Origin of the sequence: Sphingopyxis sp., from assembly GCF_036402335.1 — a bacterium.
Lineage (GTDB): Bacteria > Pseudomonadota > Alphaproteobacteria > Sphingomonadales > Sphingomonadaceae > Sphingopyxis.
In genome coordinates, this window is the sequence record NZ_DASWTD010000096.1 from 1 (window position 1) to 4,203 (window position 4,203).

General features: G+C 66.1%; 3 protein-coding genes and 1 pseudogene. 1 reads left to right on the forward strand and 3 read right to left on the reverse strand.

Features of this window, described 5'->3' with window-relative positions:
- The 3 genes and pseudogenes from VGD20_RS02880 to VGD20_RS02890 form a co-directional block, all read right to left on the reverse strand.
- Positions 1–492 (reverse strand): annotated as a pseudogene (locus VGD20_RS02880) (hypothetical protein); the annotation flags it as partial.
- A gap of 20 nt (positions 493–512) precedes the next feature.
- On the reverse strand, positions 513–902 hold the full coding sequence (locus tag VGD20_RS02885) for a hypothetical protein (RefSeq protein WP_331133005.1): 390 nt from the start codon (positions 900–902) through the stop codon (positions 513–515).
- A 5-nt stretch (positions 903–907) separates the two neighbouring features.
- Positions 908–1,906, reverse strand: coding sequence for a cysteine synthase A (locus VGD20_RS02890; RefSeq protein ID WP_331133006.1), 999 nt, complete (start codon positions 1,904–1,906; stop codon positions 908–910).
- Between the two features lie 192 nt (positions 1,907–2,098).
- Here VGD20_RS02890 and VGD20_RS02895 point away from each other — a divergent pair.
- On the forward strand, positions 2,099–4,203 hold a 2,105-nt coding region (locus tag VGD20_RS02895), incomplete at its 3' end, for a TonB-dependent receptor (RefSeq protein WP_331133007.1).

The following is a 4,203-nucleotide window of genomic DNA, read 5'->3' on the forward strand; positions in this document are numbered from 1 at the left end:
GCCGCTACCCCCGGACCAGCGCAGCGGCAGGCCGGTGAGCATCGTCGCGGCGGGCGCCTCTGCCGGCGCCGCTCCGGCACGGTAGAGGGCGGCGAGCAGCGCATGGCCTGCCCCGAACCAGCCGGCGACCAGCAACAGCCCGGCGAGCGAGGCCAGCAGCCGGGCGCGAGGGCGCCATCGAACGAGCGCATCAGCCGCAAAAGCGGCAACGGCCCCGACGATGGCGACAAGCAGCAATTGGAGCCATGCCGTCGATCCGGCGAGACGGAGCGCGAGCAGCGCCTGCGCGATCGCGAGAAACCCCAGCGTCAGCAAGGTCGCGCGTCGACGGTCGGTGGCCGGCGCGGCGCGCTGCCACCACGCGAGGACCAGCATCGGCGGCGCGACGAGCGGGATGGCAAGCGCGGGATCGATCCGGCCAAGCAGCGCCTGCCCGCCCGCAACCCAGCCCAGAACGATAATCGCAACGGCCGTTACAAGAGCGCGCAGCATCGGCCCGCGCAGCGCCGCGGTCACTGTTTCGACTGGCGCGCGCGCTGGAGAGTGGGATCGGGTTCGAGATCGGGCACGGTCGCGGATGACGGCGCCGCCTGCGGAACCTTTACCGATGTGGCCGAATTTTCATCCTTTGACGACGGCGAGACGGCCTGGACGCCCAGCTCTTCCAGCGGCGCACCGCTGCTGGCCTGTACGTCGCCTGGCATCTTGACTTCGGCCGCGGCAGTCGCGTCCGCAGCCGCATTTTCGCGCGCGCGCTCGCCGATCAGCCCTGCCATGCCGACGAGCAGCAACACCGTCAGCACCCCGGCGATGCCGATCTGGAGCCGCCGCATCGTGTCGTTGACGGGCAACGGGACAGGTTTTGCCTGCACCTTGGGCGCTGCACTATTGTCGATCCGCATGTCCCTCATGCCCATGTCCCGGCCCTCGCCGACGTCTCGGCCAGCCCTTTGCTCGCCAGCCATTCGGGGTTAAAGAGCGTCGAAAGATAGCGAAACCCGCTGTCGCACAGGATAGTTGCAATGCGCTTGCCCGGCCCCAGTTGGCGCGCGAGCGCCATCGCCCCCGCGACATTGATCCCCGACGACAGGCCGAGGCAGAGCCCCTCCTCGTCGAGCAGCTGGCGAACGATCGCGAGACCCTCGGCATCCGAAATGCGGAACTGGGTGTCGATCGGCGCACCGTCGAGGTTGGCGGTGATACGGTTCTGGCCGATCCCCTCGGCGACGCTGCTGCCTTCGGCCTTGAGTTCGCCGCACTGGTAATAGTTGAACAGCCCTGCACCGTGCGGATCGGTGAGCGCGACGACGATGTCGGCATTCTTTGCCTTCAACCCGAGCCCGGTCCCCGCGATCGTGCCGCCGGTGCCCGCGGCGCAGGTGAAACCATCGATGCGGCCATCCATCTGCGCCCAGATTTCCTCGGCGGTGCCGAAGATGTGCGATTTGCGGTTGGCGATATTGTCGAACTGGTTCGCCCAGATCGCATTTTCGGTTTCCTCGGCGATCCGGCGCGAGGTGTGGACGAAATGGCCGGGGTTGGCGAAGGGCGCGGGCGGAACGAGAACGAGTTCGGCGCCGAGCGCGCGGATCGTCGCCATCTTTTCGGCGCTCTGGTTGTCGGGCATGACGATGATCGTCTTGTAGCCGAGCGCGTTGCCGACGAGGGCGAGCCCGATACCGGTATTGCCCGCCGTCCCCTCGACGATCGTGCCGCCGGGCGCCAGGCTGCCGTTCGCTTCGGCATCGCGGACGATATAAAGTGCGGCGCGATCCTTCACCGAGCCGCCGGGGTTGGCATATTCGCACTTGCCCCAGATTTCGCAGCCGGTGGCTTCGCTCGGCCCCCTGAGCAGCACGAGCGGGGTGTTGCCGATGAGTTCGAGGCTGTTTGCAGCAATAGTCATGCGCATGATCTAGGGCGGCGCCCCGCCCCTCGCAAGACAGCTTCGCTTGGCCCGCCGATGATCGGCGTTTGTCGACCAACGGGCAACGAGGTCCGACGAACGACAGCCGCGGCGACCCTCGGGGGTTGTCATTGTAACAGTATATCATTACTGCCGCGCCGACAGGTCGCCACAAAACAGGACTTTCCCCTCATGCGTTTGCTTTGCTCTGCCGGTTTTACCTTAGCCCTTTTCCTCGCCGCGCCCGCCTTTGCGCAAGACAGCACAGCGGCAAGCAGCGACGACGATGTGCACGCCGGCGGACCGATCGTCGTCACCGCGCCCTATGTCCGCAGTCTCGACATCCTCGGCAATGTATCGGTGCTCGAGGGCGACGAACTGGCACGCGATATCCGCGGGCAGATCGGCGACACCCTCACGCGGCAGCCGGGTGTGTCGGCGACGAGCTTCTCCCCCGGCGCCTCGCGCCCCGTCCTGCGCGGCTTTTCGGGCGAACGCGTGCGTGTGCTGACCGACGGCATCGGATCGATCGACGCGTCGAACACCTCCGCCGACCATGCCGTCACCATCGATCCGCTGACGGTCGAACGCATCGAAATCCTGCGCGGACCCGCCGTGCTGCTGTTCGGCAGCCAGGCGATCGGCGGCGCGGTGAACATGTTCGATCGCCGCATCCCGAGAAAAGTGCCGGCCGACCATGTCCATGTCGACGCGATTGGCGGCTATGCGACCGCCGCCAACGACCGCAATATCGGCAGCTCGATCGATGTCGCGCTGAGCCCGCAGATCGTCGCGCATGTCGACGGCAGCTGGCGCAAGACGGGCGACACGCGTAGCGGCGGCTTTGTCTATGCCCCCGATATTCGCGGCGACCTGCTCCACCTTGCCGAACATGCGGTCGAGGACGGCCATGCCGACGAAGCGGCCGAACTGACGGCACAGGCAGGCAAGCGCGGCAAGATCGACAACACGCAAAGCGAAACCTGGACCGCCGGCGGCGGCATCTCGCTGATCAACGACGGCGGCCAGCTCGGCATTTCGATCGGCTATTTCGACACCAACTATGGCGTGCCCGACCGGCCGAACACCGCGCACGATCATGGCGGCGAGGAAGAAGAGGGCGGCCACGAGCATGGCGAAGGCCCCGTCACGATCGGCATGAAGCAGTGGCGCGCCGACCTGCGCGGCGAGGTCGAACTCGGTGACGGCTTCTTCGACAAGCTGCGTATCCGGGCGGGCTTTGCCGATTACAAGCACACCGAATTCGAGGGCGACGAAGTCGGCACCATCTTTACCAACCAGGGCGTCGAAGGCCGGATCGAGCTGGCGCAGAACGACCGTGGCGGCTGGCGCGGCGCAAGCGGCGTGCAATATAGCCACCGCGACTTCGACGCGGTCGGCGAAGAGGCGTTCGTACCGCGCAACCTCACCGACCAGTTCGCGCTCTTCACGTTGCAGGAATATACGGCCGGCCGGCTCGGGCTCGAAGCCGCGGCGCGCTATGAAAAGACCAGCGTGCGTGCGCAGACGGTGAACTTCGACCGCAGCTTCGACAGCTTCTCGGGTGCACTCGGCGCGACCTATGACGTCTTCGAAGGCGGGAAATTCGGCGTTTCGGTCTCGCGCGCGGTGCGCGCGCCGTCGGCCGAGGAATTGCTGTCGAACGGTCCGCACATCGCGACGCAGAGCTTCGAGCTGGGCGATCCGAACCTGAAGCGCGAATCCAACTGGGGTGCCGAAGCCTCGTTCAAGTTCAAGTCCGACGCGTTCAATCTCAGCCTGACCGGCTATTCGAACTGGTTCGACAATTTCATCTATTCGGCGGCAACCGGCGCCGAAGAAGACGAACTGCCCGTCTTCCAGTATTTCCAGCGCGATGCACGCGTCTATGGCTTCGAGGCCGAGGCGAGCGCGCGGCTGGCGCAGATCGGCGGGTTCAACATTGTCGGCGACGTGACTGCCGACATGACCCGTGCGAAGATCAAGAACGCAGGCCTCGACCGCAATGTCCCGCGTATCCCGCCGCTGCGCATCCTCGGCGGGCTCGAAGCGCAGGGCGAGCGCGTCGATGCACGCGTCGAGGTCGAATGGACCGACGACCAGACGCGCACCGCACAGTTCGAGACGCCGACCGACGGCTTCACGCTCGTCAACGCCTCGATCAGCTGGCGCCCGCTTCCCGATACGAAGAATCTGACGCTCAGCCTGTCGGCGAACAACATCTTCGACGTCGAGGCACGCCGTCACGCGAGCTTTACCAAGGATTATGTGCCGCTCGCCGGCCGCGACTTCCGCCT